The organism is Coprococcus sp. AF38-1, from assembly GCF_003603945.1.
GTDB lineage: Bacteria > Bacillota > Clostridia > Lachnospirales > Lachnospiraceae > Coprococcus > Coprococcus aceti.
In genome coordinates this window covers 68,549-95,104 of sequence record NZ_QVGO01000009.1, presented here as the reverse complement: position 1 = coordinate 95,104, position 26,556 = coordinate 68,549, and the positions used below count along the sequence as shown (strand labels likewise).

Below are 26,556 nucleotides of genomic sequence, written 5' to 3'. Positions count from 1 at the left end.
TTGCCCTTTTTCCTACACATACTACCATAATCCATATAAAGATTCAATTATTTATTGGTGTACGGCTGTGATATGCCTCTTTCCCTGCATATCTCCACATACTTTTCTTTCTCCAGCGGCCTGCTGCACAGATACCCCTGTATACAAGCCAGTCCCATGCTGCTGAGCGCATCCGCCTGATCCTCGGTCTCCACACCCTCAGCTATACAGAACATTCCCAGTTCATTGCACATGTTTATGAGATGACACATAACCGTGCGATCCACCGGATTGACAGTTACGTCATTTATCATGCTCTTGTCGAACTTGATAATGTCAAATCCCATATGGGCAAGCATGGCGACATTTGAGTATTTTGTTCCAAAATCGTCCATCGCTATGCGGAATCCAAGCTCATGTATATTGTTTGATATGTTCACCAGTGTATCATGCTCCTGCTCGCTGACCGATTCGGTTATCTCTATCTCGACCACATCATGCGGTATTCCGTACCTGTCAACCACTGCTGCTATCTGCTTGGCCACATTGCTCTCTATAAGCGACATTCTGGAAAAGTTACAGGATACCGGGATGTATGGCATTCCCTCTTCATGCCATTTTGCCAGATCTCTGCACACATTCTCAAGCACGTAAAAATCCACATATTTTACAGTCCTGCTCTTCTCAAGCCTGTCGATAACATCCGCTAAGTCATCATTTCCGGAATATCTTACAAGGGCCTCTGCCCCACATATCTTTCCTGACGGATACAGCATCTTCGGCTGATAAAGGACATAGAACAGTCCTTCCTCAAGTTCCTTCTTCACCATATCCTTTTTCAGCGTATTCCACTTCACCGAATGACAGTCCTGCTGTTCATACCAACGCTGTTTCTCAGAATACAGGAGATTTGCCGCATGATCCTCCATCCTGCGGACGTCAATGTTATAATCTGTCCAGACATACCCGCAACATGCCGTGAACTCACCGTAGAGCAGGTTTTCCCGCAGTCTTGATGCATATACGTTAAACTTCAACTGCTCAATGTTCTCGCATATGATGATAAAGCTGTCATAACCCATGCGGAACACCCTTTCGTCCGGAAACGTCTTCCTTATCCTGCCGACAAGCTGCAGGATCACATCGTCCGCATAATCCGGACCGAACATCTCCGCGATGCCCCTTATCTCATTGATATCCACAGCCACAAGTCCAATACTGCTCAGATTCTTTCTGCCTCTTATATAGTCTATGTAACTGTTCCTGTTAAAGCATTTTGTCTGCTTATCGTGGGTGAACTCAAACTGCTGGTCCTCCTTCAGATGTCTCTGATATATCTCACTTCCGATAAAAGCAGCGAAGTTCTTCATGAGTCTTATGTTTCCATTGTGCTTCTCCGGATTGAACACAAATACCCTGCCGAGCAGTTCATCGTCCACTATGATCGGGACCGCATACAGTGACCATATCCTGCTGTCACTCAGCATCCGTGCAAATTCTGTTTCAGGATTCCTTAATGGATGGGAACGGTCCACTATGAGAACCTCGTCCCTGAGGACTTCCTTCTCCAGTTCATCCCTCATTTTCTGTGTGACAAGAGCCTTCAGACCATCCTCTATCGACTCCTCATCTGATGATTTCCAGTAATAAAGCTCCCCTGTGCCATCCTGTCCATACTCCACAAGGCAGGCGTTCTTGGAATTGTAGAAAGTTCCCATCACCTCGAGCAGACTGGTATATTTCTCCTCACTGCTCTGCTTTGAAGTTATATTCGCCATGAAATTGACAAGGGCATCCTCTATGTCATAGCTGTCCGCCAGAACCTGTGTTGTCTTATCTATGTCAGACACGTCAACTGCAATCTCAAGCCGGCTCTTTCTTCCGTGCCAGTCAACTATCTTATCCTTCACCACATACAGTCCCTTTGCCTTGCTGTTGTAGTGATTCCATACATAACTCTGTCCGGGAACCAGTATCTCATTAGAACAAAATGGGCACTGGTCATCACCGCCCTGGGTTATCTCAAAGCACTTTTTACCCTTGTAAGAATCGTCGTTCTCCGCAATTCCAAGACTTCTCTTCGCCGCCTTGTTGAGGAAATACATCTCGTGGGTCTTCATGTCAGCAACATATGCTATATCAGATATCTCATCCAGCATAAGACCTTCGTCATCATTGTATGTATATCCGCTGTGATGCGAATCACATGAATGCATATCCGCTGAGTCGGCATAGTCACAGTAACGGTTCTTGCCGCCCCTCTTTGCTGCGTACAACGCCTGATCCGACTCACTGTATAGAAGGTCAAAATCTATACCACCCTCTATCCTGTGGATACTTATTCCCATCGACATAGTATGCGGCAGACTGCAATTGATCGTGGTGAGTCTGGTCTGTATATTCTCAGCCAGCTTATACACGTCCTCTCTTCTGTCGACTATCGGGATAAACAGTGCAAATTCATCGCCGCCCAGTCGTCCTGAGAATCCTCCGGCTGCCGACGCAACCTCCTCCAGCGTCACTGCAACATCACACAGAAGATCATCTCCCGCATAATGTCCAAATGCGTCATTTATATGCTTAAAGTCATCTATATCCATGATATAAAAAGCGCACAGTTCACCCGGGAAAGACTCTAGCATATCCGTAATCTTGTGCTGAAATGTGACATGATTGTAAAGTCCCGTCAGAGAATCCCTCTCCGCCCTGAGCTGAAGCTCCTGACTTTTTATCTTCTCATCGTTTATGGAGTAATATTTGCCGAATATCTTGCGAACCTTTTTCTTGGAGTCCCTGAGAGGAACAAAGAGCACTCTGTACCACTCACATTTGCCTCCGCCATCCAGATCAAGGCGCAGATCACCCATCAGCCTGTCACAGCTATCCGCATCCGCATCAAGGATCTTTCTGAACATGCCGGTCACGGCGTCTCTGTCGTCAGCGTGGACTATCCTGTTAGTGTCGATACCCTTATAGAAATTCTCATATTTCATGGTGGTGACCATCTCACCATCCACGACCTTCTCATTTATCAGAGTATCCGTCGGGACATCGTACACGATTATGGATTCTCCGCTTCCCTGAAGTATCAGCCTGAGCATCTCAGACTGCGCCTTGTTCTCCAGCTCCGCTTCCATCTTGCTTGTCACATCGATAAACACCGCACACAGTGCGATGATTCCCTTTTTTATGGACATGACAGAAAGGCAGACCTGTATCCAGAAATATCCCCCGGTATTCACATCCGTAAAGCGGATGTCACGCACCGTGGTCTTGTTACTCGTTATGGTCTCCAGGATCTGCTTCTTAAGGGCAGACCGATCCTCTGGAATGGCCAACATCACGTAGTCACTGGCATATCCACTCATCTGATCCTCGGTCACATTGAACAGCTTATAAAAGCTTTTGCTCATGTACCTGACAGCCGGCTTATTCCCGTGAAGTTCAAATATACCCACACCGCCTGCCAGATTGTCAAGAGTCTTCTCCAGCATCCTTGCGTGATCAGATATCTCCTCGCTGAGCTCCTCATTTCTGCCAAGCGCCTCATCCAGTTCCATGCGGAGTTTTTGTGCATATTTTTCAATATCTATGTTATCTTCCATAACCCAACACCCCTTAAAACTCTTACAGAAGACTTATATCGTTCTATTTTACACAGCCTATCAGCTCATGGATATCGCTGATGGAATTCTTCTTCATATACTCCTCAATACCCTTTATGATCTCCACTGTTGCATAAGGATTGTGGAAGTTGGCCGTTCCAACTGCCACCGCACTTGCGCCGACCATAATCATCTCAAGGGCATCTTCTGTGGTAGCCACGCCGCCCATTCCGATGATAGGAAGCTTTATTGCATTTGCCACCTGGTATACCATTCTGACTGCTATCGGATGGATCGCAGGGCCTGACACACCTGCAGTCTTATTTGCCACTGCAAATGTTCTTCTGTTCACATCTATCTTCATACCTGTCAGTGTATTGATGAGTGATACCGCATCAGCACCACCAGCCTCTGCAGCTCTGGCCATCTCTGTTATGTCTGTGACATTCGGACTCAGCTTCATGATGATAGGCTGCTTTGCCGCTGCCTTGACTGCCTTTGTTATATCGTAGAGCGCATCCGGCTGCTGGCCAAATGCGATTCCGCCCTCTTTTACATTCGGACATGACACGTTGATCTCAAGCAGATCCACATCACAATCGCCAAGCTTCTCAACGCAGTCAACATAGTCCTCCTTGGACTTTCCACACACGTTTACGATGATCTTTGTATCATAATCCCTGAGGAACGGTATATCTCTCTTCTTGAACACATCGATTCCAGGATTCTGAAGTCCTATGGCATTCATCATGCCGCCATAAGTCTCAGCTATACGTGGTGTCGGATTGCCCGGCCATGGCACATTTGCCACGCCCTTGGTGGTTACTGCACCGAGCTGTGAAAGATCCACGAACTCGCTGTACTCCATGCCTGAACCAAATGTTCCTGAAGCTACTGTTATTGGATTCTCGAGAGTCACACCCGCTATATCCACTGACATATTGATCTTATCTGACATTACAGCTCCACCTCCTCAGCGTAGAATACAGGTCCATCCTTACAGATCCTTCTGTTGTGCACCTGTGAGTGCTCATCTATATCCTTTGTCTTGCATACGCAGGCAAGACATGCGCCCACGCCGCACGCCATCTTCTCCTCCATGGATATCTGGCACTCGATGCCCTTCTCCATGGCGTATGACTTTATTCCCCGAAGCATAGGAGTAGGGCCACATGCATATATGACAGCACCGTCCACGCCGTATTCCTTTATGGCATCTATTACGTTGCCCTTCACACCGTGCTGTCCATCCTCAGATGACATATACACCTGTGCGTATGGCTCAAATTCCTCGTTCAGGAATATCTCATCCCTGTAGCCGAGCACGACTGACTTCTCACAGTCAAGCTCTTTTGCAAGCTGTAACATAGGTGGGATTCCTATACCTCCGCCTATCAGGATCGCCTTCTTGTCCGACTTCATGAAGCCGTTGCCGAGAGGTCCCAATATATCGACCGTATCTCCAGCCGCAAGCTGTGAAAATTCCTTTGTTCCAAATCCAACCACTCTGTATACAAGGCGGAGTGTTCCCGCCTCCCTGTCTATTCCGCAGAGGCTGATAGGTCTCGGGAGCATCTTGCTGCCATCGTGAGTATATACAGACACGAACTGTCCTGCTATAGCCTGTGAAGCTATCTCTGGAGCTTCAAGCACCAGACTGTATACATCAGTGGCAAGAGTCTCCTGGCTGGCCACCTTTGCTGTCATCTTAAGTTTGCCCATAGTCTTCCTCCATCATCATTCTATTATCAGTGTACGGCGGACAAGCCCGGCTCGCCGCACACATTCCGGCTTAATTACGCATCAAGTGCGCCGTTGATATCCTCGATCATGTCAACTACTGCCTGTCTTGAGGCATCTGCATAGTTCTCAGCACCAAACTGTGCATACTTGTCCTGCTTGTAAGCAGCTATGATTCCTCTTGATGAGTTGACGATCGCACCGAGTCTGTCCTCATTGAAGTAGTGTACAAGGTCTGCAGCCTTACCCCCCTGTGCTCCGTAACCCGGAACAAGGATAAATGACTTTGGCATAACCTTTCTCAGAACCTTTCCCATCTCAGGGTATGTGGCACCGACAACAGCTCCAACCGCTGAATATCCTGATTCACCTACAACATCGCTGCCCCATTTGTCAACCATATCTCCGACTATCTCATAGAGTGGACGTCCATCCACAAGTCTGTCCTGGAACTCACCTGATGATGGATTGGATGTCTTGACGAGAACGAATATACCCTTGTTCTCCTCCTTGCACACATCCACAAATGGCTTGATTCCGTCTGTTCCAAGATACGGGTTTACTGTGATGAAATCCTCATCAAATCCAGCATATGTCTTGCTTCCCACCTGTACCTTTCCGATATGACCAACCGCATATGCTGTTGATGTTGAACCTATATCGCCTCTTTTTATATCTCCGATAACGACAAGTCCCTTCTCCTTGCAATAGTCAACTGTCTTCTTGAATGCCTTGAGTCCCTCGATTCCGAACTGCTCATACATGGCTATCTGTGGCTTAACTGCAGGTATAAGATCATATGTAGCGTCAACTATTCCCTTGTTGAACTGCCATATAGCCTCACCAGCGCCCTCAAGTGTCTCGCCATACTCTGCAAATGCAGCTTTCTGGATATGCTCCGGTACATAGTTGAGCATTGGATCAAGTCCAACTACTATAGGTGCATTTGTCTTCTGGATATTCTTTACTAACTTGTCTATCATGATATTTTCTCCTTAAAAATTATTTTTTCTCTAAAACTGTTCCTCGTCACAGGCATAGCTCCCGATGATCGTAAACTCCTCCGTCTCGTTCATGAGCTGGAACACTAAAGCCTGTATATCCTTCTTCAGTAAATTGGCAGACAGCTCCACATAGAATCTGTAATTCCAATGCTCCTGCCTGTTTGGCGCCGAGTGTATCTCTGTGAGGTTCACCCCGTAATCAGAGATCATGGACAGTACGCTGCTGAGACTTCCGCTCTTATTCTTACATACGAACATCACCTTCAGCCTGTTGTGGTTCTCCTCCACTATGAGGTGGTCTGCAAATGTGACAACCTTCTTGTTGTGTCCATTCTCATTTACAATGTTACATCTGTATATATACAGCTTGTTGTTGGTGAGCACCTCGTGAAGCGCATCCGAAACTCCGTAGCTTATGTCCTCAAGTATTCCCATTCCGGCGTCTACCTTGCCAGTCTTTATGAGCTCATACACCTCATCGTATGAGTCCACCGCAATGACCTTGTCCCTCGAGCATCCCTGACAAATGTACAGCTCCGGCTTTATCATCGCCACCGCATCTATGTCAGGCTCCTTCACATCATACTCCACATCTAGGCAGTTCCTGAGCTCCAGAGTCCTTCCATACTGGTACTTTCTGCTTATCTCCATGATTCTCTTGATAAGCGCCGTGTACTCCATCTTGATGTTATCATCCACATCCCCTGTGAGATTGGATATGATGGCCTCCTCGCGGTCTGGCTTATATATGTCATCCTCGGTCTCTGCCTTGACCTGAGCAACATTGTCCGCAAGAACCATTCTCTCCTTGAAGAGCTGCTTGATCTCCTTGTCGACCCGGTCTATGTTCTTTCTAACATCTGCTAATGTCATTCTGCATCCTCCAGTCAGCATCGGTAATGTGATGCTCATAGTCTTTTTTAATATACCATCTGCCCCACTCTAATTCAAGGCTGCCAATACTAAATGCGCTCTAAAAAGGCCACAGGAAAAGGAACATAACCGCTGCCACCAGCACTATCCCTATCACAAAGCCCATTATTATCCTTCCCCTTGTGCTCTTTGATCCCCATATAATAAGAAGAGCTGCCAGTGCGCCGCACATATCTATAAGCACATCCGTGCCCCTGCCTGCCCTGTCAGCGACAAAGAGCTGATGAATCTCATCGGAGCACGCATAGACAAATGTTATCACAACTGACCATATATACACGCCAGCCGAAGTCATCCTTCCGCCGGCCTTTCTGACCGCCAGGGCCAGCAGAGCCAGAAGGATTCCATATTCCGTCATGTGTGCACCCTTTCTGACCATGATCTCCACCACTCCCGTCATCCTGTCAACCACGGGCGCGGAATCATTTCTCACCTTCTGGAACAACCCCACTATAAAGTCTGTCATGGGGTTGCTCACCGCCGACGAGTCATCTCCTGTTCTGGACGACATGTAAAATATGAATATCATCCACAGCACTGCCGGAATTATATATATGTACTTTTTCTCATTCTTTTTTGTTTTCTTTGCCATAAAATCATCACCATGAATGAGTATACCATAAAAAATGTCTAATTTTTTTTGATTTTGCCTTTTTTACTTGAAATATTTGTTTTTTACCTGTACTGTAGAAAAGTGAGGTATTGAAGTGGTTATGTATAATTCATAACAAATAAAAAAAGTGAGGTAACATTATGGCAAGAACAAGGAAAAAGGGGAATCCCATCGTATCAGCAGTTGTTTTCGGTATATTCGGAATAGTTCTTTTATTCCTGGGTATACGAACATTTATCGGTTTACACGGAAAGCTTCTAAACGTTACTACATGTGACGAATCGGAAGTTAAACCAGGAGTGTATGTGGAGGGAACACTCACCTACGGATACGGAGCTTACATTGAGAAGACTACAACGTACAATCACGTGGTCACCAAGACCGACGGATACTACTATCTCGTTGATATCTGCGACAAGAATGAAGACGGCTCAAAAAGAGACACATCCAAGTGGATCGGAATATCGATCTCCAAGAGTGATGACGCCAAATTTGACGCGATCTCATCTGCTGACGATGCAGAACCAGTCTACATAACAGGAGTCATCCGCAAGAACAGCGACAAGGTGCAGGGCTTCCTTGACGACTACATCACCAAGTATGTCGACGCATACGCACAATATTATGGATACACTCCTACAAGTGAGGACTATGCGACCGCAAAGGCAGAAGCTTTTCCTTACTATATAGAGATGGTTGACTCTTCAGATTACATATTCAAGCTTGTCCTCGGAGCTGTATTCCTACTGGCAGCAGTGATCATGATCCTGAAGGCAACAAGAAGCAAGAACACCATCAGCGCATCTGCACAGCCAGCAGGCACAGGTTACTATGACGGTACAGGCGATTTCAACGGCGTGTACACTCCGGGCAGCACAGGCAGCCCAAATAACGGCAGCTATACACAGCAGTACGGCACTACAAACAGTGGCAGCTACGGCACTGCAGAACAGACACAGGCACCGCAGACGTCTTACAGTGATCCGTTCTACTCACAGCAGCCGGCAGCTTCAGAGCAGGATGCCCACGCATCTAATCCTTATACAACAACAAGCTCAACTACATCTTCCTCTTCCTTCAGTCTCAAGAAAGATGAGTAACAATTAAATAGCACACATAAATCTAAAAAAGGTATATACGGATCGCAGCCTGACTGCTTTCCGCATATACCTTTTTTAGATTTATGTGTAAGACTGACTATCCTTATGAATAATCTTTACCTTCTTCTTACTTACCGAAGTATCTGTCAAGAAGTCCCTTGAGAGCCTTGCCGTGTCTTGCCTCGTCTCTTGCCATCTCATGAACTGAATCATGGATCGCATCCAGATTGTTCTTCTTAGCGCACTTTGCAAGATCTACCTTTCCTGCTGTTGCACCGAACTCGCAGTCAACTCTCCATGCAAGATTCTTCTCTGTTGAAGCTGTCATGTTCTGCTCAAGGTCTGATCCAAGCATCTCTGCGAACTTAGCTGCATGCTCAGCCTCCTCGTACGCTGCCTTCTCCCAGTAGAGACCGATCTCAGGATAGCCCTCGCGATGTGCTACACGAGCCATGCAGAGATACATTCCAACCTCTGAGCACTCTCCCTCGAAATTAGCCTTGAGCTGCTCGTAGATATACTTCTTGTCCTCATCGCTGATCTCTGGATTGTTCTTAACTGTCTCAGCATATACACCAAACTCATGCTCTGCTGCAAGTGTGAGCTCTCCCTCTACCTTCTTGAACTTATCTGCTCCTGCGTGACAGATAGGACACTCTGCTGGTGCCTGCTCTCCCTCATAGATATAACCGCATACTGTACATACAAACTTTGCCATAACTTAATTCTCCTTTTCTCTTTTAAATAATCTAATCAATATCCATCATTGATCGTTAAAATATATTCTGTCTTCTTTGTTGATGTTTATTTATCAACTATATCTTATTATACCTATTTTTTGATCAAAGTCAACCCCTATTGGGAACGATTCTTAATTATTTTTTTAGTAGGTTGTTGATTATATATACAAGACTTGTAAATTATATACATTACATTATTGGGATTACATCCTGTTAAGGTCCAATATAAATAGAAAAAGAGGATCGATACATTCATATATCAATCCTTCTTATACTCTTCTGTATATTCTCTATATGTCGCTATATAGCATCATTATCCGGCTAGCTCTGTCCCAGCATTATCTTCTTGAGAAGATATTCATATCCCGTGATAGGTATAGGCTTGCTGTAGTAATAACCCTGAATGTAGTGGCATCCCCACTCTCTCAGGTATTCCTTCTGCTCAAATGTCTCAACACCCTCCGCAAGACTTCTGATTCCCAGATGCCTTGACATGGCAAGGATATCCTGTGTCATGAGCATGTCCTTGTTGTTCGGCTCGCCGGTGGCTATTCCGTCAATAAAGCTCTTGTCTATCTTGATTATATCCAGCGGCATATCCTTAAGAAGTGCCATACTGGAGTATCCTGTTCCAAAGTCGTCCATGGATATCTTGAAGCCCTCAGCCTTCAGATCCTTGAGCACCTTTATCAGATACTGCACGTCAGCGAAATCTGCACTCTCAGTTATCTCAAAGTCTATAAGCGAGTGATCCACTCCGTATTCATCGACTATATCACACAGTATATATATAAGATCCGGTCTCGATATCTGGTGTCTCGAGAGGTTACAGGATATCGGGTAGAGCGGGTAGCCAAGCTCCTTCCACTCCTTGAACTTCTTGCACACCTGTCTCAGCACATATCTGTCTATGATGTCTATAGTTCCGTCAGTCTCAAACTGCGGCACGAAATACTTCGGCGAGAGAATATCTCCGCCCTTGTAGAACCATCTTATCAGAGCCTCAGCACCGGTCAGGGTGTCGTTCTGTGGATTGTACTTCGGCTGAAGATATACCATGAGATCCTCATTCTCTATGGCATCCGGGAGCTCCAGCTTGTACTGCTGTGCCATGATGTATTCCTTCTTCATCTCCGATGTGTATATCTTTATCTCATTTACATTGGTCTTGATACACTGGAGGTGTGCCATCTGCGCCATGTCCTCAACGCGCATTGACATGTTGAGTTTCTCGAATTCATCATAGAATACGATACCACAGCTATAGAATATCTTATACTTCCTGTTCGACGGAAGCTGTCCTATCTCCTCAAAGAATGTATATAGCCGGTTCATTATCTCATCCTCCGGCATATACTTTATAATCATGGCAAAATCGTCACTCTCACACTTTGCAGAGTACAATATCCAGTCCTGCTTGGTCATAGCGTCACATATATATCTGAACAGATCCTTCGCCACCTCACGGCCCATAACATTGTTGATGAGCCTGAAGCCCTTTATGTCGAATCTGGCAAATATAAACTGATCCAGTCCTATATATTCACACTGCTCAAGCTTCTCCTTGAGCCATGTCCAGTTGTAATGTCCGGTGGCAGGCTCCCTGTATGCTATCTCATAGAGATCTCTCTTACTCATGTTGTCAAGAGTCAGCATCTCCTCCGTCTTGGTCTTCTTGGACCATACCGGAATCTCCACGCACAGACTGTCTGCGCTCTCCATGTAACATATATATGGAAGCTTGTGGTTAGAAACAATGTGCAGCTTCTCCGTCTCTATATACAACTTGGCATATGAATACGCCATGGTCATGAGTCTCGGTATATCCTCTATCAGAGATATATCAAATCCCTTTATATCCACAACGTCGAATCCCGGAACCGTGATGCTCACACAGTTCTGAGGAACCACCTCCATATCACTGTATCCTATCTCCACTCCTCCACACAAACGCGAATATCCGGCGTCCATCATCTTCTCAGGCATATAAAACAAAGCCCTGTTTGCCAGCGGCCTGTATATGTTGCTAAAGCACTTGTACCAGTCATAGCCATTCTCCTGACAAAAATCGTCAAACCCCTCTGACTCTCTGGACCTCAGCACGTAAAGTTTTCTCTTTGGTTTGTATGCCTTTGACCATTGATGTTCCATAATATATCAATTACCTCTGTTCTGCCCTAAGGCCATAGTATTTCAATTTTCAATCTTTTTCATTCTATCACATATCCATCTTTTGGGCTATACTTATTATTTTTTTGTTCTGGAAAATAAATGGTTAAGTTTCGATTTTTTTCGTTGAATTTTTACCATATTTTTGTTAGCATAGATAAGGTTTTTCAATTATAATTAATAGGAGGCAAAAACGATGAAAAACAGGTTATTTCTAGGTCTCGGCACAGTCATATCAGTTCTTGGACTGTCACAGGCAAGTGCCTTGGCGGCAGACAGCGAATCCGGTACTGAAACACTCGGTGCTACGCTTCCACTTACATGGTGTATACCATTTGTGTGTATGCTTCTGTGCATAGCTGTTATGCCCCTTATCGCCGGTGAGTGGTGGGAAAAACACAAACAGTGGGCTGTTGCAGGCTGGTCTCTTTTATTTTTAATTCCATTTGCCATATTCCATGGCTTTGGTACGATGGGCGAACAATTGCTCGAGGTAATGATCGGTGACTATCTCACCTTCATTGTATTGCTTTTTGCCCTGTTCTGTGTGGCAGGCAATATATCTCTTGAAGGCGACCTGGTGGGAACACCGAAGCTCAATGTTCTGCTTCTACTGATAGGTACTCTGCTGTCAAGCTGGATCGGTACTACCGGTGCAAGTATGCTGATGATCAGACCTATCATAAAGGCAAATAAATGGAGACGAAGAAAGGTTCAGATCATTGTATTCTTCATCTTCCTCGTTTCAAATATTGGTGGCTGTCTCACCCCTGTCGGTGATCCTCCACTTCTGATGGGATTCATGAATGGTGTTGACTTCTTCTGGAGCCTCAGACTTGCAAAGGTCATGGTTGTCAATCTCATCATCCTGCTGACTGTATTCTTCTTTCTCGACACAAGAGCGTACAAGAAGGATATCGCAGACGGCAGACAGAAGCCGGTATTCGATGCGGATACCAAAAAGCCAATCAGACTTAAGGGCGCTCACAACATTATATTTCTTGTAATGATCGTAGGCGCAGTTATCCTCAGCGGTGTTCTTCCTATGAAGTTCCCTGCATTTGCAAAGGGTATCAATTTCTGTGAGGGCGTAACACTCTCATGGGCTGCTATCATCGAGATTGTGATCATGCTAGCAGCGGCTTTCCTCTCATTCAAGACAACGAGCAAGAAAGTCCGTAAGGCCAACAACTTTACATGGGATGCTATACAGGAGGTTGCCATACTGTTCATAGGTATCTTCATCACTATGATCCCAGCACTCCTGATCCTCAAGGCACGTGGTTCTGAGCTCGGACTTACACATCCGGCACAGTTCTTCTGGATGACAGGACTTTTATCAAGTTTCCTTGACAATACACCTACCTACCTTGTATTCTTCACCACCGCTGCTTCAAGTGGATTTACAGAGGGTATAAGCACTGCTATGGGTGTAGTTCCTCAGGTCATGCTGATGGCTATCTCCTGCGGTGCCGTATTCATGGGGGCCAACACTTATATAGGAAACGCACCTAACTTTATGGTACGTTCAATAGCCGAAGAAAATGGTATCAAGATGCCTTCATTTGTAGGCTACCTCGTATGGTCAGTTGCTATTCTTGTACCTACATTCTTCATAGACACATTATTATTCTTCTTGTAATCTAAGGGGGTTTTTGTATGAACGAATATGTTGTAAAAAGTGATAATAAACTTACGGTCGGTATTGGCTGGGATGCCAAGAAGGTCGACCTCAAGAAAAAGATTAAGATTGCCATAGACAATATCATGAGTGCTACATCAGAGGACACATATGACCTCAATCTTGCAGCGATCGTTGAGCACAATGACGGCTCTGATCCCGAACTGGTATTCTGGGGCCACAAGTACAGCAGAAGCGATTCTGTTGTTCTGAAGGGCGATGACAGGACCGGTGAGAAGGAAGGAATCGATGAGGAGATGCGTATCTACCTTGACAGAGGTGAGAACGTTGGAAGGATCATCCTCTTCCTCTACATCTACAACGGTAACCTTCACAAGCAGTGCCTGGCCGAGGTGGACAACGTATTTGCACTGATCAAATGCAAGCACACCGAGAAGGTCTATGTTCGTGAGGATGCCATCTTCAAGGCATGTGAGGATGCAAAGCACAATAACTGCTATGTATTCGGCGAGATTCTCCACAATGGAGATGAGTGGGTTGTAAGGGAGAGATCCCAGTTCCTGCCATACGACAAGTCCGAGGATATATTTGAGTATTACACATCAAGACATTACGTTCCTGAAGAAGACGACTAATATTTAACATGGCGAAAAGCCCCCTGCCTCCGGTGTAAATAACCGAAAGCAGGGGGCTTTCTTTATTATGATCTATAATTCTATATTACACTACTTTATATAATCCTCTATAGTCTTTGAAGCTCTGTATCTGGAGAAGTTAAAGCTTCTGATATAGCCCTTGTCATCATTCTCCTCAAGCATCTTCTCAAGCCTCTCTCCCACCGTGTCGTCTCTCCAGTAGTAGGTGTCCTCGCTATATTTCGACATCACTTCCTCCATGACCATTTCGGGCGTAATGTCTTTTGTCCTGAAATAATCGATCAGATATGGAACTCCGTCATTACCTATATCCATCACATACTCAAGATCTATCTTCTTTCCACTGTGCGCCTGACTGATATTGTACTTTGTTATCACTGCGCCAGGTCTGATAAATGCATACAGCGTGAACATCACAAGAACCGTCATAAATATGTATCTGAACAGCGGCATATTTCTCCAGAACAGGCTTATGATAACACCGAGCATCACTATAGACGTGACTATCAGCGCCCATATGGTATTTATTCTGAGGTATGTCAGATCATATTCCGCAATGTACATGGACAGCCTCACAGCTGATGAGGCAATCATTATATATGTACATATGCACATCATGAGCAGTGACACGTTGAGCACCAGACTCTTTCTGAATATAGCACTAAATATCAGCACCATACACACATTTACAACCGCTACAAAGAGCAGCTGGAAGAAGCCCTGTCTTGCATACTCAGCGTATGTCATGTTATCCGGAAGTCCTGCGCTGTTCATGAACAGATACACTATCTGAACAACGGCAAATATCAGATAGAACGCTGTGAGCACTATCGTTATAGTTATACCTGTCACTGCATTGTACTGCCCCTCCTTCGGAGCATTTGCACCAAGATCTCTGCGGCCCGCCTTGACAATAAATCCATATACAAACAGGAATATCACAGCGGCAAACAGAACTATCTTCACTATATCCCACGAGAAGAACAGTTTGCCAAATATGTCCTTTATGACCTTTGCAAACACAGGATCTGCCGAAGACAGCAGATTGAGCACGATCACCAGTATCGGAAGTGCTATCACACATCCAAGAAGTATGTACATCAGCTTGGAATTTCTCTTTTTGCCGGTTATCTCACGCTCCGCCTTTCTGTCGGCAAATGGCATGTTTACATACCCTATCGATCCAAAGAACATCTCGAAAAATGAGAATATTCCCTTGAATATCCCATGCTTTTCAGTGTCATTGAAGTATGTCATAACCGCATACATCTCTGTAGCGATTATTCCCACATTACATCCAAATATGATATATCCCTCGTCTGTGAGACTCAGGGCAACCGACATCATGAACACAAGAATATAATATGGGATCAGTATACTCTGTTTCGACAACGCAGCTCCAGTGGTCATGGCCTCACGGTCTGCACCGATGTTCTTCTCATATCGTACCATGCATGTACTGATAAACACTATTGATACTATCGAAAGCACAGCCGACAATATACTCGACCAGTTGCTGTACAGACATGCCGCACATATGATCGCATATACCAGTACCGGAATACCAAACATCCTGAATCTGTTCGGAGACACCGCAGGATTTCTCCTCTGCGGCGGTCTGGCATTCATGTTCATATAACCCTGAGGTGGCGGCGGGGGCATCCCCGGGCCTCCATTCATGTTCATATACCCTTGCGGTGGTGGCGGGGGCATCCCCGGGCCTCCATTCATGTTCATATACCCTTGCGGTGGCGGCGGGGGCATCCCTGGGCCTCCATTCATGTTCATATACCCTTGCGGTGGCGGCGGGGGCATCCCCGGGCCTCCATTCATTCCATTGTTAATATTCTGTTCGTTCATCCCAAACCCTCCATTTTTTCACCTTGAACCACTTTTAGCTACTCTACAAGTGCCATCTCATCAAGCCCCACGATCCTGTCCATACACACCGGTGCTGTCAGCCTGTAGGCAAAACTTGCAGACTCGAACAGGCAGTATAATTTGCCATTATACGAATATATCTGCTCCAGCTTCTGCGGGAGCTTAACCACCTGTCTCGGTGTCTCTGTGCCGTAATTCACACTGGACAGCTTACCTATATCTGTATCGTATACCTCTATCCTGGATTCATCTATACCATATGATATAGAGAATATTATCTCATTTTTGTACACCTGAAGCCCCTGCACCCTTCCTGGTATATAGAAAGCCTCGTCCTCCTCCGAGGATATGGCGGTGCCGCCATTTACAATCTCGTAGCTGGCTGCCATGCTGTAGCTGTTCTTATCCTTTCGCCAGTAGCCCGCATATATATGTCCGTCATATATCGTGATAAATGACGTTGCAGGGAACATGACGCTACATGTGTTCCTGTATTTTATCGGCTTTCCCTGAGCCACATCGTATTTCTCTATGGAGTCCAGCGTAAGACATGATATGGATGCCTTCCTGCTCCTGTCCTCATCCTCATCGATCATATACGAGGAAACCCACAGCACATTATTCTTCGTATCATACGCAAGTCCTCCGGCATGTGTCGTGTCCTTGAGAACCAGTGTTTTAATATATTGCCCCGTCTGTGTATCAAGAACAAATATAACAGATTTGTGTTTCTTCGTCTTGCAGTAAGCACTGACAAATGTATACTCCTTCGTCACCGCCAGCCCCTGTGGCGTCATGGACGTGCAGTTCTCTATCTCCCTCGACTCACTGCCTATCGTATCAGCATACGCAAGTCCCGGAATGATCATCATGCCATAATCGGTATCCCTGTTCTGGGCATACATACCCATATGATAGAATTCCGGTTCAGTCGACATCTCCCATATCTGCGAGAAATTCGACTTGTTGTCAACCGCATAGGTGCTGGTTCCGGAATCATTTCCCGATATCTCGAAGTTTCTGCAGTACACTCCGCCATACAGCCATATCACACAGATTCCCCCGACATAGCACCATGCAAATATCTTCACAAGTATCCTTCTCGACTGGACCGTCGACAAAAGTGCCGCCATGACCATCTGACTGATAATCGTTATAAGCATCATGGCATTCGTCAGCATATCTCCATGGCTGACTATCTGAAGCGGTACGCCTATTATCATAATCCAGTAGGCCTTCTGTTTCACCTTAATTCTTATTACGCCATTCCAGCCTTCCCGCTTCATGCCCCACACCTGCAGTGACTGCCATACAACCACAAGGCCATATACGATGCACGCCACAAGCAGGAGCTGCCTGAGCACAGCAACAGCAGTTATCTCAAGGGCCTCACCATTTCTGTAAAATGCCATATAGTACACACCCTGTGCGAGCTGCCATATCCTCCACGCCATCATGGCGAACATCGCAAGCGCTGCAACAAATGCAAATGTGTTGGTAACAGTTCTTCGTCTGACACCCTCTCGATGTTCCTTCATCTGTTTGCGCAGACGTTTCTTCGCCCTTCCCAGCTCCTTTATGTGCTTTTTACACTTTCTGATCCTTCTGCGTTTATAGAACAGCACCTTGTACGGTGCGCGTCTGTTCTTCAGCTCTTCATATTCTTCCCTAAGTCTGTCATACCGTTCCGACTCCTCATGAAGATCCGTTCTGGTCGCCCTGAGTGCAGAACGGCACATAACGTATCCCTCAAGATCTATCTGTGCCTGTTCTTTCAGCTTTTCAGCCTGAAGTTGAAGCTTCTCTTCTCTGTTCAATTTCTTAGCCCTGTCTGTCATGAAAATCCGCTCCTGTCCATCAGCCTCTTTACTCAAAGTACCGTTTTATTTTGTCCTCCACCAAATTCGAGCCGATCACAATTATGATCTCCTGCCCGTTCTCTATAGGTCTCACCTCGGTCTTTTTTGCCGTGGCGTTGAGCTCTATCCATCCGGTGTCATTTACAGGGAGAAAACCCTTGATTCTAAAGACATCTCCGCATTCCTTATCCGCAAATATATCCCTGACTATCGTCTCAAGCCGCTCCTGAGGCATGACCTTATTCATGATATATACCGAGTTAAACACATCACTTTGTTTGAACCATAATTTTACATAGTCGTTTAATTTGTATCCGGTTGACATAAAACCTTCAAAGTCATCGTCCGTGAAATCATCCCAGTTCTTCTCCAGAACATCATCGCAGAACTGACGCTTACACTGAAATTCGGTGAGCACTTCATTGATATATTCTATTGTGCTCCTCTTCTCATCCTCCGATGCATCCTGAACCTTGCTCATCACCAGAGTTCCACAGTTCGCAACCTCAGACGCAAGCACATATCTGGACTGTCTGCTCATGTCCCGGTCAAGTCCGGCATCGACTATGGAAATGATGCTTCCCACCTCATACCATCTGTCAAGTGGCTCCTCGTGGAGGACGTCAAAGAATTCATCCACATCAAATATTCCGGACGGCTCAACAATGACTCTGTCATAGCCGCTCATCCCCATCGCTATGAGCTTTGTCTTGAACCTTCTCTTGTGACAGTCCTCGCCGCAGCCACCTGCCACCATCTCAGCATGACAGTTCTCGCCCATCACATCCTGAAGAAGCATCATGTCCACGTTGACTGCACCATAATCATTTTCAAGGATTCCGACATTATATCCTTTGCCAACAAGGTAGCTCACATACTTCTTAATAAATGTCGTCTTGCCTGAGCCCAGAAAGCCCGTTATCAAATCTATCTTTACCATATGTCCACTCTCCTTATCTACGCGCGTTACCAGCTTGATCTCACATGAAATCCGCTGTCATTCTCCAGAGGTATCTCCCTGACATCCATATCCTCTATAAATATATATCTGTCATTTCTGAGAACTGCTATCACCTTGTCTATAGCCTCAGGCAGCCCCTGAGCCTCCATCTCAACAGAATCATCATATCTGTTGCACACCCAGCCGGTGACTCCGTACATGGATGCAGCATAGCTCGCCCTGTATCTGAAGCCAACTCCCTGCACTCTTCCTCTGAATGTATAATGTCGTCTTATCTTGTCCATATCTATATGTCCCATCTCTGTTATGATCTTCTCATATCTTACATTTTATATCCTGCTGCCCGCATCTTACACATCATGTTCAGCATCGTACTTTTCTGCGTCATACACGATATTTCCACCACAGATTGTATAGTGAACCCTTCCCGGGAGAGTCCATCCGGCAAATGGACTGTTGGATGCCTTTGACGCAAAGCTGTTCACTGTCCACTGCTCATTCTCGCCAAATATGACTATATCCGCAGGAGCTCCCTCTGCTATCTTGCCCGGTTCCATGCGGTAAAATTCTGCAGGATTCCTGCTCATTAGTTCCATGAGCTTCATGAGTGAGATATATCCAGGCTGTACAAGGGAATATATTCCAAGGGCAAGAGATGTCTCAAGCCCTGTTATTCCACTTGGCGCCTTGTCAAACGCTCTCGCCTTCTCCTCACTGCTGTGCGGAGCGTGATCCGTCACTATCATATCTATTGTGCCATCCTGTATTCCCTCTATGATCTGTCTTCTGTCTTTCTCAGTTCTGAGTGGAGGATTCATACGCGCCATGGTTCCGTACTTCAGCACAGCATCCTCTATAAGGGTGAAATGATGTGGAGTTGCCTCCGCATGTACGTCCGCTCCAAGCTTCTTTGCAGTTCTCACTATATCCACGGAATTGCCTGAGCTTATATGCTGTATGCACACTGATGCACCTGTGTGAAGTGCAAGGACGCAGTCCCTTGCAACCATAATATCCTCCGCTGTGCGGGATGCACCGCCGTATCCAAGCTTTTCTGATACTTTTCCTTGATTCACTCCCGGCTGTACAATGAACAGCGGATCCTCTTCATGAAGACTCACCGGAAGATCAAGATCCCTTGCCTTCTCCATAGCCTCAAGAAGAAGCTTCTCATCCATGATTGGGATTCCGTCATCGGTAAATCCTGCTGCACCTGCAGCCGCAAGACTGTCCATGTCCACGAGTTCCTTGCCAGCAAGGCCCTTTGTGACTGTGGCTGTCTGAACTACATGTATTCCGGTCTTTGCACCTTTATCCTGTATATACTTGAGAGTCTCAAGGTTATCCACCGCCGGCTTTGTATTCGCCATACATACCACCATCGTGAAGCCTCCTCTTGCAGCGGCGGCGGCACCTGTCTCGATGTCTTCCTTGTACGTAAATCCCGGATCGCGGAAGTGTACATGTGTGTCTACCAGTCCCGGTGCAACTACAAGTCCATCTGCATCGATGCCCTCCGCACCCTCTGCCTCCAGATCGTATCCTGTCTTAACTATGTGATTGCCGTCGATGAGCACATCCATGACCTCGTCTGTATGGGTGACCGGATCAACGACTCTTCCATTCTTTATCAATAACATTTGCCTGTTCTCCTCTATATAAATATTTTATTACTGTCTGTATGTGTTCTGCGGATCATACTGTGATGACTGACCGTAATGTGGCTGCTGACCGTAGCCGCTATACTGATTATTCTGCTGTGACTGCCAGCCATACTGGGTCTGCTGGCTGTAGCCATTCTGCTGATCGTACCGCTGTGGCTGACTGTAGCCACTTGACGGCTGATTGTACTGTCCTGGCTGTTGAGTATAGCTGCCCGGCTGATTGTACTGCCCCGGCCGCTGACCGTAACCGCTCTGCTGACTGTATCTGCTCTGCGGATTATACTGCTGACCATACCGGGTCTGCTGACCGTAGCCACTCTGCTGATTATTGTACTGTCCCGTCTGGCCGTATGCATTTGTCCGTATGGTGTTCTGCCTCTGGCCATATACATTTGACTGATTGTACTGCATGTTCTGCCCGTACATATTTGGCTGATTGTACTGCATGTTCTGCCCGTACATATTTGGCTGATTGTATCCACGCATAGGTATATATCTGAAATTATACGGATTCACCCATATAGGATTTACCGCTATGATATGATCGTTCTTTGCCGCATGGGATATGAGCAGGAACATCAAAACCACAGACAGGATCAGAACCAGTATGCACAGGATCACGCTGGTGTCATCAATCGACAACACAAAATCATACAGTCCGTGTATTCCCATGGTGCTAAAATACGCTATCAGCATATTGCCTGCGGCACCCTCGCCCTTGTTCGCATTCTCTCTCGCCTTTGAGTAGAAATATCCCATGATAACGCCGCATGAGCAGTGAAGTGGGATTGCTGTCACAGCCCTCAGGATTCCGAGTCCTATTCCACCCTGGAATACATACAGGATATTCTCCAGTGTTGCAAATCCGAGCGACGAGCACACGCCATATATAACGCCGTCATAGCTGTGGTCAAAGTTCTTATTTTTCCATGTAAGTATTAACATTCCAAGGAATTTGCCCAGTTCCTCGATCATCGCCACTATAAAGAAGCAGTTGACCAGCTCATAAACCGCCGTTCCGGATTCCAATCCCATATAGTATAACAATACGCCCCCAACCAGCTCCACGACTACTGCCGGTATCGTGCTGACAGCTCCCAGAACCGCAAGCCATACTAGCAGACTCATTGGATCCCTGCTATTCTTATTTCTTCTGACTACAAATAACAGCAGTAACACCGAAGGTAATACTGCAAGTCTCAATGCAAATGCACTCATCCTTTACTCTCCCTGATATTTTCTTCCGTATAGATATATATACATATTAAAGATACCATTTTTAGCGTGAATCCACAATAAGCAGAGGCCTTTACCGACATTTTATTTCATTAATTAACTTTAATTTAGCCTAAATACAACTCAAGGCAGGTCATTCCATTTCAGAAGACCTGCCTTGAACCAATTTTCAAATGTATTCAGTTACGACTTACTGTGTGACATCAATATCTCCGCTACTAGTCTCAATATTGCACTTTCCATCTGCTCCCTCAACCGAGTCCGGTACATTTACATCACCGCTGGATGTCTTTGTATTGTATTCATACTTCATTTCTGAGCCAATACCGATCGATACATCACCACTGGTTGTCACGACATTGATCTCAGAAGCATCACAGTCTCTAATCATTACGTCACCACTTGACGCACGACCGTTTATACGTTTTGTCTTTATACTGCCAGATGTGATATTGCCACTGGCGGTCTTCAGATCAATATTATCCATCACCACATCACCAAGACTGACGTCACCACTGTTTGCTGATATTCTTGTATCCTTTGACGATACACTGTCAAGCTTAATGTCACCACTGCTGGTCGCCACTGTCAGAGCATCTGCATTTACCCCCTTTACGATCACATCGCCGCTGGCGGCCTCTATATCGATATTGCCTATTGCCAGATAATATTCCATATCCACGTCACCACTGCTGGTCACAATCTTCAGATCATCGTACTCCGTACCAGCCAGATACACCGTCACGGATGGCCATGCTCCAGAATACACACCAATGGAAATGTTAAATGCTGCGTTCCTGCTGTCGTCTGCGGTTATCCTGAGCACGCCATCTGATATATCTACATGATGTGCCAGATTCTCGCAGTCATAATACTCCACATAACTTGTATCTCCACTCGCCTTCTTCACGGCAACATCCACATCTGATGCGCTTTTTACATCAATTGCAGTGAATTTATCTTTTATATCAACAGTCTTCTTTACGTAATTAACCGGCTCCGATGTCATGTGTGCCAGATTCACAGTCACATTTGGCCATCTGAATCCATTTACAGCAAGTGCTGAGATCACAGTGATAATGCCTGCCACGATCATGACCGATGCAACAATAACAGCTTTCTTTGTTCTACTCATGACTATTTCTCCTTTACAAACATTCTCTTTATACCATTCACACTGGCCTTGCAGACCTTAAATATACCAACCGTAACAGGTTTAACCGATACAACAAACAATATCGCTATACCAACTCCTATGAGTGCTGCTCCGAGCATGAGAACTGCTGTATAAGGGCTGTGGGCCACGAACAGAGGTATGGTACATATCAATCCGCCTATTCCCGCAACCACAAAGCTGAGCACTACCGCATAGAATGATATAAGAAGTGCAAATGCAACTATCCACAGTGTGAGCAACAATACCGCCGCTGTAATGAGAAGTGGTATCCACACCGGAGAACCAAGTACTATGAGTATGACCTCCCATGCCTTGAGCTCGTGCTTTGGCTTGATCTTCTCCTTCACAAGCTTCGTGAGCGGCATCTCCTCAAGTATCTGCTCCACAGCAGCCTCCGGAGATCCCATATCCGCCACAGCCTCCTCCTCGGAAAGGCCGTCCTCCACACGGTCATCTATCATCTCACTGTAATAATCCATAAACCTGTTCACATCATCGGCCGGCATCGCACTGATCCTGCTTCTTATCGACTCAAGATATTCCTGTTTGTTCATCTCTGACTTCCTCCTTCACAATAAATCTGTATATGGATTCCAGTTCCTTCCACTCTTCCTTGAACTCTTCTATCCTGGCTCTTCCGGCATCCGTAATATGATAATACTTTCTGAGTCTTCCGTTGTGCTCCACGGAATGAACCGTGAGCAGTGCTCCCGCCTCAAGTCTTCTGAGGATAGGATAGAGTGTGGACTCTGATATCGTCACATACGGCTTCATATCTTTGATGATCTGATATCCATAGGAATCCTCGTCCTTGATGGCCGCAAGCACACATACATCGAGCATTCCTCTTTTTAATTGTATATCCATCGCTATACCTCCTAACGTGATATACTATACATCACATAGTATTGTGTGTCAAGTAGTATTTTCAGCACTCTACAAAAAGGAACAACAATGGGGTCAGGCACCTTTTACATAGATTTTACATTAATGTATATGAAACATAACAAACAGGGCGGGACATCCCACCAATGGGATGTCCCGCCCTGCTTACAAATTATATTCTGCTATATCTTAATCTGACACATGATATGTTTTCCATTATAGTATGTCGATGACATACTCCTTGCTGAACGAATGGCCAGCCTCAAGACTGTTTGAATACTCACGGTCCGCCAGATCTCCGTCATATCCCTCGCGGTCACACCTGCCAAACCAAGGCTCTATGCAGACAAATGGCGCATGTTTCTTTGCAGGAGACCATATGCCTATCTGCGGCACATCAAATCTCAACTGCAAAACCGGCGCATCAGATGAGTTCCTTAATGTAATCGTATTTATACCCTTACCATCCATGATCAGGGCATCCTCATCAAACATCTCATCACGCAGCTTTAAGACTCCATCTGTCAGTCTGTGCGTAACTGTTCTATCTCCAAGAACTCCATTTGCTGTCAAAAGACCACATTCAATCTCGTTCTTACCTGTGTGCATATCCAGAGAATAACCGCCGATGCCTCCCTCACATGCAAATGCAGGATGAGCACCGATAGAAAAATGAATCGTGTCAGTTCCCTCATTCACAACGGTCCACATAACATGTACAGATGAACCTTCAAGTCTGTATCCTATACAAAGACTGAAATCAAACGGATAGCTCTTCTGCCATGTATCATTCTTCTCAAGCACAAACAGCAGTGTATCACCAGTCTGGCCAGCCACTACAAACTCGCTGTCCCTTGCAAATCCGTGCTGAGGTATATTCTCATAAACCACCCCGTTATGTCTGTAACGCTGTCCTTCGAGCTTTCCCACAAATGGAAACAGCACAGGAGAAACTCTTCCCCAATACTCAGCATCACCGCACCACATGTATTCTCTGTCTGTCTCGATACTCTTCAGGCTCACAAGCTCAGCGCCGTGAGTATTCACCTTTATAGCGATCTTATCATTTTTTAATTCAACAATACCCATCATGTCCTCCTATACTCCAGCCAGTCTGGCTGATCATAATTTGCAAATAATATTATACACTTTTATAACATTATAACACAGGTACAAAAAAATACGGTCGCTTAATGAACTAATAAGCAACCGTATTTTATATACTGTTTCTCGGCATCCGCACCTCGTTATCCAAGCGCGATCATTCTGTTGATGCAGCGGGAAGCTCCCTCCATCACCTCATCAGAAAGGACTATCTCTTCGCCACCTGTGCCCTTTAATACATTCAATATGTCAACCAGGGTAGTAAGTTTCATATTATGGCACATCAGCTTTGAAGAAATTGGATAGAACATTTTGTCAGGGCACTCATACTGAAGATGCTCCACAATACTGTGCTCTGTACCGATGATAAATTCTTTTTTCTCTGACTTTCTGGCATATGCCATAATTCCTGTGGTTGAACCTACATAATCAGCCTCTGCAACTACATCCGGCCTGCACTCAGGATGGACAAGAAGTTCCGCATGTGGATGTAACTCTTTTGCCTTCAAAGCATCATCTAGGGTAACCGCAAGATGTCTAGGACATCCGCCGTTAAAAAATGCAAATTCCTTTTCCGGCATCTGCTTTTGAACATAGTTTCCAAGATTCGGATCTGGAATAAAAAGAATCTTGTCGTTATCAAGCTTGCTGCAGATCTGCACTGCTGATGAGGATGTCACACATACATCACAGGCAGTTTTCAATTCAGATGTCGTATTTATATAGGCGACAACCGCATATCCCGGATACTTCTTCTTCATCTCATCCAGCATTTCAAGATTCATCTGCTCAGCCATCGGACATCCGGCTTCAGGGTTAGGCAGATACACATTCTTATCAGGGGACAATATCTTACATGTCTCTGCCATAAAACGCACACCACACATTATTATATTTTTGCGGGAATCCTTGCTCGCCTCTACGCTAAGTCCATATGAATCTCCCATATAATCTGCAACTTCAAGAATCTCATGTCCCTGATAAGCATGTGCCAGTATGCAGAAATCTTTCTCTTTCTTCAGTCTGATTATCTCTTCCTGTATCTCTTTTATCGTCATTTTATTCTCTCCAAATCATTTTGTATTATTTCTCCCACTCCTGCCACGGAACAAGGAAGCCTGTCTCATCGAGCTTCTGCTCTATGTTGTCCAGGATCTCTTCACTTGGAGCCTCTATCAGATGGTAATGATATCCGTTCGTAGCATTTCCAAGCAGGGACGACTGGCTGTTTTCCAATTTTTTCATAAATTTTGCCACGTCGTATCTGGAAGCAATATTCATCTTTGCAGTAACACGATTGTACACCGTATGACTTATACTTACATTCTTTACAACACCGCCATAATCAACTATGATCGTGAGTTCTTCCTCAGTCCTGTCATAACCGTGTTTTACTTTAAACTCTCTCTGACATTTTGATTCATTCTTGTATATATAACCCCTGTTAGTTGCAATTATGCCATCATCAGCCGCCCTGATCACTGCAATGTCCTGCACTATTATCTGTCTACTGACATCGAATTCTGACGCAAGCTTATTTGCCGGAACAGGGACATCTGAATTCTTCACAATGTCAAGTATCCTTTCCCTTCTCTCTTTTGCCTTCAC

At 45.5% G+C, this 26,556-nt stretch carries 23 protein-coding genes; 3 read left to right on the top strand and 20 right to left on the bottom strand.

The window, feature by feature from the left end; all coding sequences use genetic code 11:
• Positions 1 to 47: 47 nt before the first annotated feature.
• The 6 genes from DW025_RS13685 to DW025_RS13660 form a co-directional block, all read right to left on the bottom strand.
• Positions 48 to 3,584 carry an EAL domain-containing protein gene (locus DW025_RS13685; protein ID WP_118649078.1) on the bottom strand — a complete coding sequence of 1,179 codons (3,537 nt, stop codon included), beginning with the start codon at positions 3,582 to 3,584 and terminating at the stop codon, positions 48 to 50.
• Between the two features lie 43 nt (positions 3,585 to 3,627).
• Positions 3,628 to 4,530 (bottom strand): dihydroorotate dehydrogenase, encoded by a 903-nt coding sequence (locus DW025_RS13680; protein ID WP_199669316.1) that lies wholly within the window; start codon positions 4,528 to 4,530, stop codon positions 3,628 to 3,630.
• A gap of 11 nt (positions 4,531 to 4,541) precedes the next feature.
• On the bottom strand, positions 4,542 to 5,306 hold the full coding sequence (locus tag DW025_RS13675) for a dihydroorotate dehydrogenase electron transfer subunit (RefSeq protein ID WP_118649076.1): 765 nt from the start codon (positions 5,304 to 5,306) through the stop codon (positions 4,542 to 4,544).
• 74 nt (positions 5,307 to 5,380) lie between these two features.
• Positions 5,381 to 6,307 (bottom strand): orotidine-5'-phosphate decarboxylase, encoded by a 927-nt coding sequence (pyrF, locus tag DW025_RS13670; RefSeq protein WP_015534777.1) that lies wholly within the window; start codon positions 6,305 to 6,307, stop codon positions 5,381 to 5,383.
• A gap of 30 nt (positions 6,308 to 6,337) precedes the next feature.
• On the bottom strand, positions 6,338 to 7,201 hold the full coding sequence (locus DW025_RS13665) for a chorismate mutase (protein ID WP_117549095.1): 864 nt from the start codon (positions 7,199 to 7,201) through the stop codon (positions 6,338 to 6,340).
• A gap of 100 nt (positions 7,202 to 7,301) precedes the next feature.
• Positions 7,302 to 7,853, bottom strand: coding sequence for a VanZ family protein (locus tag DW025_RS13660; RefSeq protein WP_055273512.1), 552 nt, complete (start codon positions 7,851 to 7,853; stop codon positions 7,302 to 7,304).
• Positions 7,854 to 8,014: 161 nt separating this feature from the next.
• Here DW025_RS13660 and DW025_RS13655 point away from each other — a divergent pair, with 161 nt between their 5' ends.
• On the top strand, positions 8,015 to 8,974 hold the full coding sequence (locus DW025_RS13655; protein WP_117874278.1) for a DUF6709 family protein: 960 nt from the start codon (positions 8,015 to 8,017) through the stop codon (positions 8,972 to 8,974).
• 127 nt (positions 8,975 to 9,101) lie between these two features.
• On the opposite strand, the gene DW025_RS13650 is transcribed toward DW025_RS13655, so the two are convergent.
• Positions 9,102 to 9,692 carry an NADH peroxidase gene (locus DW025_RS13650; RefSeq protein ID WP_055224152.1) on the bottom strand — a complete coding sequence of 197 codons (591 nt, stop codon included), beginning with the start codon at positions 9,690 to 9,692 and terminating at the stop codon, positions 9,102 to 9,104.
• A gap of 343 nt (positions 9,693 to 10,035) precedes the next feature.
• Positions 10,036 to 11,865 carry a GGDEF domain-containing phosphodiesterase gene (locus tag DW025_RS13645; protein WP_117549097.1) on the bottom strand — a complete coding sequence of 610 codons (1,830 nt, stop codon included), beginning with the start codon at positions 11,863 to 11,865 and terminating at the stop codon, positions 10,036 to 10,038.
• A 214-nt stretch (positions 11,866 to 12,079) separates the two neighbouring features.
• On the opposite strand from DW025_RS13645, the gene DW025_RS13640 reads away from it, so the two are divergent.
• Positions 12,080 to 13,525, top strand: coding sequence for a sodium:proton antiporter (locus DW025_RS13640; RefSeq protein WP_117549098.1), 1,446 nt, complete (start codon positions 12,080 to 12,082; stop codon positions 13,523 to 13,525).
• Between the two features lie 17 nt (positions 13,526 to 13,542).
• Positions 13,543 to 14,160, top strand: coding sequence for a TerD family protein (locus DW025_RS13635; protein ID WP_120000386.1), 618 nt, complete (start codon positions 13,543 to 13,545; stop codon positions 14,158 to 14,160).
• Positions 14,161 to 14,250: 90 nt separating this feature from the next.
• On the opposite strand, the gene DW025_RS13630 is transcribed toward DW025_RS13635, so the two are convergent.
• The 12 genes from DW025_RS13630 to DW025_RS13575 form a co-directional block, all read right to left on the bottom strand.
• Positions 14,251 to 15,843, bottom strand: a complete 1,593-nt coding sequence (locus DW025_RS13630) for a DUF4153 domain-containing protein (RefSeq protein ID WP_165854797.1) — start codon at positions 15,841 to 15,843, stop codon at positions 14,251 to 14,253.
• Positions 15,844 to 16,079: 236 nt separating this feature from the next.
• Positions 16,080 to 17,900 (bottom strand): hypothetical protein, encoded by a 1,821-nt coding sequence (locus DW025_RS13625; protein ID WP_120000382.1) that lies wholly within the window; start codon positions 17,898 to 17,900, stop codon positions 16,080 to 16,082.
• 28 nt (positions 17,901 to 17,928) lie between these two features.
• Complete coding sequence (locus DW025_RS13620; protein ID WP_117874284.1) at positions 17,929 to 18,861, bottom strand: GTP-binding protein; 933 nt, start codon at positions 18,859 to 18,861, stop codon at positions 17,929 to 17,931.
• Between the two features lie 26 nt (positions 18,862 to 18,887).
• Positions 18,888 to 19,181 (bottom strand): acylphosphatase, encoded by a 294-nt coding sequence (locus tag DW025_RS13615; RefSeq protein WP_015534784.1) that lies wholly within the window; start codon positions 19,179 to 19,181, stop codon positions 18,888 to 18,890.
• 51 nt (positions 19,182 to 19,232) lie between these two features.
• Positions 19,233 to 20,522, bottom strand: coding sequence for a dihydroorotase (locus DW025_RS13610; protein ID WP_120000380.1), 1,290 nt, complete (start codon positions 20,520 to 20,522; stop codon positions 19,233 to 19,235).
• Between the two features lie 30 nt (positions 20,523 to 20,552).
• Positions 20,553 to 21,764: a PrsW family intramembrane metalloprotease gene (locus DW025_RS13605; RefSeq protein WP_117549104.1), complete on the bottom strand. Its 1,212-nt coding sequence runs from the start codon at positions 21,762 to 21,764 to the stop codon at positions 20,553 to 20,555.
• A 208-nt stretch (positions 21,765 to 21,972) separates the two neighbouring features.
• Positions 21,973 to 22,917, bottom strand: coding sequence for a DUF4097 family beta strand repeat-containing protein (locus DW025_RS13600; RefSeq protein WP_120000378.1), 945 nt, complete (start codon positions 22,915 to 22,917; stop codon positions 21,973 to 21,975).
• A 2-nt stretch (positions 22,918 to 22,919) separates the two neighbouring features.
• Positions 22,920 to 23,513, bottom strand: a complete 594-nt coding sequence (locus DW025_RS13595) for a DUF1700 domain-containing protein (protein ID WP_120000376.1) — start codon at positions 23,511 to 23,513, stop codon at positions 22,920 to 22,922.
• The gene (locus DW025_RS13590) at positions 23,491 to 23,826 is read right to left on the bottom strand and encodes a PadR family transcriptional regulator (RefSeq protein WP_022216808.1); all 336 of its coding nucleotides are present in this window, start codon (positions 23,824 to 23,826) and stop codon (positions 23,491 to 23,493) included. Before DW025_RS13590 ends, DW025_RS13595 begins: the two co-directional genes overlap by 23 nt.
• Positions 23,827 to 24,060: 234 nt before the next feature.
• Positions 24,061 to 24,933 carry an aldose 1-epimerase family protein gene (locus DW025_RS13585; protein WP_117549108.1) on the bottom strand — a complete coding sequence of 291 codons (873 nt, stop codon included), beginning with the start codon at positions 24,931 to 24,933 and terminating at the stop codon, positions 24,061 to 24,063.
• A 158-nt stretch (positions 24,934 to 25,091) separates the two neighbouring features.
• Positions 25,092 to 26,006 carry a quinolinate synthase NadA gene (gene nadA / locus DW025_RS13580; protein ID WP_118017434.1) on the bottom strand — a complete coding sequence of 305 codons (915 nt, stop codon included), beginning with the start codon at positions 26,004 to 26,006 and terminating at the stop codon, positions 25,092 to 25,094.
• A 25-nt stretch (positions 26,007 to 26,031) separates the two neighbouring features.
• Positions 26,032 to 26,556 carry a transcription repressor NadR gene (locus DW025_RS13575; RefSeq protein WP_022058290.1) on the bottom strand — a complete coding sequence of 175 codons (525 nt, stop codon included), beginning with the start codon at positions 26,554 to 26,556 and terminating at the stop codon, positions 26,032 to 26,034.

Excerpts from the sequence above, each read along its gene's own strand:
- DW025_RS13685 (WP_118649078.1), bottom strand. The coding sequence starts at position 3,584 with ATGGAAGATAACATAGATATTGAAAAATATGCACAAAAACTCCGCATG.
- DW025_RS13675 (WP_118649076.1), bottom strand. The coding sequence starts at position 5,306 with ATGGGCAAACTTAAGATGACAGCAAAGGTGGCCAGCCAGGAGACTCTT.
- pyrF (WP_015534777.1), bottom strand. The coding sequence starts at position 6,307 with ATGATAGACAAGTTAGTAAAGAATATCCAGAAGACAAATGCACCTATA.
- DW025_RS13665 (WP_117549095.1), bottom strand. The coding sequence starts at position 7,201 with ATGACATTAGCAGATGTTAGAAAGAACATAGACCGGGTCGACAAGGAG.
- DW025_RS13660 (WP_055273512.1), bottom strand. The coding sequence starts at position 7,853 with ATGGCAAAGAAAACAAAAAAGAATGAGAAAAAGTACATATATATAATT.
- DW025_RS13655 (WP_117874278.1), top strand. The coding sequence starts at position 8,015 with ATGGCAAGAACAAGGAAAAAGGGGAATCCCATCGTATCAGCAGTTGTT.
- DW025_RS13650 (WP_055224152.1), bottom strand. The coding sequence starts at position 9,692 with ATGGCAAAGTTTGTATGTACAGTATGCGGTTATATCTATGAGGGAGAG.
- DW025_RS13645 (WP_117549097.1), bottom strand. The coding sequence starts at position 11,865 with ATGGAACATCAATGGTCAAAGGCATACAAACCAAAGAGAAAACTTTAC.
- DW025_RS13640 (WP_117549098.1), top strand. The coding sequence starts at position 12,080 with ATGAAAAACAGGTTATTTCTAGGTCTCGGCACAGTCATATCAGTTCTT.
- DW025_RS13635 (WP_120000386.1), top strand. The coding sequence starts at position 13,543 with ATGAACGAATATGTTGTAAAAAGTGATAATAAACTTACGGTCGGTATT.
- DW025_RS13630 (WP_165854797.1), bottom strand. The coding sequence starts at position 15,843 with ATGCCCCCGCCGCCACCTCAGGGTTATATGAACATGAATGCCAGACCG.
- DW025_RS13625 (WP_120000382.1), bottom strand. The coding sequence starts at position 17,900 with ATGACAGACAGGGCTAAGAAATTGAACAGAGAAGAGAAGCTTCAACTT.
- DW025_RS13620 (WP_117874284.1), bottom strand. The coding sequence starts at position 18,861 with ATGGTAAAGATAGATTTGATAACGGGCTTTCTGGGCTCAGGCAAGACG.
- DW025_RS13615 (WP_015534784.1), bottom strand. The coding sequence starts at position 19,181 with ATGGGACATATAGATATGGACAAGATAAGACGACATTATACATTCAGA.
- DW025_RS13610 (WP_120000380.1), bottom strand. The coding sequence starts at position 20,522 with ATGTTATTGATAAAGAATGGAAGAGTCGTTGATCCGGTCACCCATACA.
- DW025_RS13605 (WP_117549104.1), bottom strand. The coding sequence starts at position 21,764 with ATGAGTGCATTTGCATTGAGACTTGCAGTATTACCTTCGGTGTTACTG.
- DW025_RS13600 (WP_120000378.1), bottom strand. The coding sequence starts at position 22,917 with ATGAGTAGAACAAAGAAAGCTGTTATTGTTGCATCGGTCATGATCGTG.
- DW025_RS13595 (WP_120000376.1), bottom strand. The coding sequence starts at position 23,513 with ATGAACAAACAGGAATATCTTGAGTCGATAAGAAGCAGGATCAGTGCG.
- DW025_RS13590 (WP_022216808.1), bottom strand. The coding sequence starts at position 23,826 with ATGGATATACAATTAAAAAGAGGAATGCTCGATGTATGTGTGCTTGCG.
- DW025_RS13585 (WP_117549108.1), bottom strand. The coding sequence starts at position 24,933 with ATGGGTATTGTTGAATTAAAAAATGATAAGATCGCTATAAAGGTGAAT.
- nadA (WP_118017434.1), bottom strand. The coding sequence starts at position 26,006 with ATGACGATAAAAGAGATACAGGAAGAGATAATCAGACTGAAGAAAGAG.